We start from the raw sequence: 2435 nt of genomic DNA on the forward strand, positions 1-2435 counted from the left end.
GCTCCGAAAGAACCCATTAACCCGAATTCATGGCCTTGGCCCGATGCGCCGGGCCGAATGCCGAACTTTCAACGAAAACGAAAACCAGCTTAGTAAGTCGTGCGGCGTTCTTCCGAAGGCGGCCTGCCGAATTGCAGCCGGTAGCTCTGGGCGAAGTAGGAATGCGAGGTGAAGCCCGTCGCGATCGCCACGTCGAGGATCGGCATGTTGGTCTGGCGCAGCAGTTCGCGCGCCCGCTCCAGCCGCAATCGCATATAGTAACGGCCGGGCGTGACGCTGAGATGGCGCAGGAACAGGCGCTCGACCTGGCGCACCGAAAGGCCGGCGGATTTGGCCAGCTGTACCGCCGACAGCGGCTCGTCGAGGTGGTCGGCCATCAGTTCGACGATGCGCCTGAGCTTCTCCGACTTGCCGGTCAGGTCGCGTTCGGGTCCGACGCGCTGACGGTCGCCGGCCGAGCGGATGCGTTCGTGCTGGAACTGGTTGGCGACGCCATTGGCCAGGTTCGAGCCGAAATCGCCGCGCACGATCTCCAGCATCAGGTCGATCGAAGTGGTGCCGCCGGCACAGGTGTAGCGCTTGCGATCGATCTCGAAGACGTTGCCGGTGCAGTTGATGTCGGGGAATCGCTCGACGAAGCCGGCGCGGTTTTCCCAATGGATGGTGCAGCGATAGCCTTCGAGCTGGCCGGCCTCGGCCAGCAGGTAGGACCCGACCGACAGGGCACCCAGCGCATTGCCGCGCCGGCCCCAGCTTCGCAAAGCCGCCAGCACCTTGCTCTTGCCGGGGAATTCGGTCGTCAGCCCGACCGAGACGAAAAGGATATCGACCGGCGGCAGGTCGGCAACGGCGTAGTCGATCTTGAGCGGCAGGCCATTGGAAGCCATCACCGGATCGCCATCGGCCGACACCGTGGTCCAACCGTAGAAGTCGCGGCCAAGCAACCGGTTCGCCGACCGGAACGTATCGATCGCGGCAGCCAGCGAGAACATGGAGAACTTGTCTACCAGCAGGAATGCGAACTGCCGGCCGCCTTGAACGGGGTCAGTCATGACCGGCCGTTCTGAGGGAACACTGGGGTTCGGCAAAGCTGCAGCTTTCTGGCGGGTCAGAAGGACGGCCGTTTCAATCCGGCCGAAAGGTAGGCGGAGGCTAACGTATTGGCCATCAGCATGGCAATGGTCATGGGGCCGACACCGCCGGGCACCGGTGTGATGGCGCTGGCGGCCCTGGCCGCTTCGGCATAGGCGACATCGCCGACGAGGCGGGACTTGCCCTCGCCCTTTTCCGGCGCCGGGATGCGGTTGATGCCGACATCGATGACGGTGGCGCCTGGCTTCACCCAATCACCCCTGATCATCTCCGGCCTGCCGACGGCCGCGACAAGGATATCGGCGGTGCGGGCCAAGGCCGGCAGATCCCTGGTGCGGCTGTGGGCGATGGTGACGGTGCAGTTGGCGGCAAGCAGCAGGTTGGCCATCGGCTTGCCGACGATGTTGGAGCGGCCGACGACGACTGCGTTGAGGCCGGACAGGTCCTTGCCGCGCACCCGCTCGATCAGAAGCATCGAGCCGGCCGGCGTGCAAGGCACGAACGCTGTTTCGAGTTCACCGGTGCCGAGCTTGCCGACATTGATGAAGTGGAAGCCGTCGACATCCTTTTCCGGCGCGATGGTCTGGATGATCTTGCCGGCGTCAATGTGGGCCGGCAGAGGAAGCTGCACGAGGATGCCATTGATGGCCGGATCGGCGTTGAGGTCGCCGATGATCTTCAGCAATGCCTCTTCGGAGGTTTCGGCCGGCAGCGTATGCTGGACGGAATGAAAGCCGCATTCCTTGGCGGTGCGCGACTTGGACGCGACATAGACCTGGCTGGCCGGATCCTCGCCGACGATGACCACGGCAAGACCGGGCTTGGCCTTGCCCTTGGCGACAAGTTCAGCCGTCAGGGTCTTGACCGTCCCCACAACGTCCCCGGCAACGCTCTTGCCATCAATCACTTCAGCCATGGACCACCCTCAACACCAGAATGCCCAAGCGCGTCGCTTCCGGAAGCGACGCGCTTTTCGATCTTTCACAGCGTGGCATCTTCACGAAAAATCCAACATGCAATCCCGCCAAAGCGCCGTCCCATGCCGTTTACGCGAAACCGGCATGTTTTTGTACGGCACCGCGCAGATTTTTGTGGCTCAGAAGTAGCGGCGGCGCGTGCGGCTCTCGGTCAGTTCGCGAACCGCTTCGCGGAATTCGCGCAGGCTGGCGCGGATTTCCTCGATTGGCGCTTGCTGCTCGGCATCCTCCACGGCCCGCGACGGCTCCGCCGATCGCTGATGAGGCTGAGGCGCCTGCTGCTGCGCGACGGGCGGCTGTGGATAGGACTCGGAAGCGGGCTGAGCCGGATCGGACTGCTGCCCGGCATTGGCGGCCGGCATAGAT

3 protein-coding genes are annotated in these 2435 nt (G+C 63.9%); all 3 read right to left on the reverse strand.

Going from position 1 to position 2435, the window contains the following annotated elements; genetic code table 11:
* Positions 1-89: 89 nt before the first annotated feature.
* On the reverse strand, positions 90-1052 hold the full coding sequence (locus tag EN969_RS26630; protein WP_013530232.1) for a GlxA family transcriptional regulator: 963 nt from the start codon (positions 1050-1052) through the stop codon (positions 90-92).
* Between the two features lie 56 nt (positions 1053-1108).
* The gene (gene folD / locus EN969_RS26635) at positions 1109-2008 is read right to left on the reverse strand and encodes a bifunctional methylenetetrahydrofolate dehydrogenase/methenyltetrahydrofolate cyclohydrolase FolD (RefSeq protein WP_063170063.1); all 900 of its coding nucleotides are present in this window, start codon (positions 2006-2008) and stop codon (positions 1109-1111) included.
* A 180-nt stretch (positions 2009-2188) separates the two neighbouring features.
* Positions 2189-2435: hypothetical protein (locus tag EN969_RS26640; RefSeq protein WP_164758510.1), on the reverse strand; the 247-nt coding region annotated here is incomplete at its 5' end.

This window comes from Mesorhizobium sp. M7A.F.Ca.CA.003.01.2.1 (assembly GCF_003998945.1).
In the GTDB taxonomy this organism is placed as follows: Bacteria; Pseudomonadota; Alphaproteobacteria; order Rhizobiales; family Rhizobiaceae; genus Mesorhizobium; species Mesorhizobium ciceri.